General features: G+C 61.1%; 1 pseudogene. It reads left to right on the top strand.

Annotated features, from left to right (window positions below):
- Positions 1-110: 110 nt before the first annotated feature.
- Positions 111-221: pseudogene (locus QJT78_RS52755) on the top strand (IS6 family transposase); the annotation flags it as partial.

The following is a 221-nucleotide window of genomic DNA, read 5'->3' on the forward strand; positions in this document are numbered from 1 at the left end:
TAGTCTCGGTCATGGCGTATCGCTCTCCTCGAGAGGTTCTGGCAGGCTCGTCACCCGCCTCGATACGCCGCCTTCCTCACACCGTCATCACCCAGATTCCGCCATAGCTCTACGGCGCTGCGAGGGCGAAGATGGGCTTACACGTCGAACATCGCCAGCACAAAGCTCTCAACAATCGGGCCGAGAATTCTCATCAGCCGACGCGGCGACGCGAGCGGATC

This window comes from Bradyrhizobium sp. Mp27 (assembly GCF_029953005.1).
Classification (GTDB): Bacteria; Pseudomonadota; Alphaproteobacteria; order Rhizobiales; family Xanthobacteraceae; genus Bradyrhizobium; species Bradyrhizobium barranii.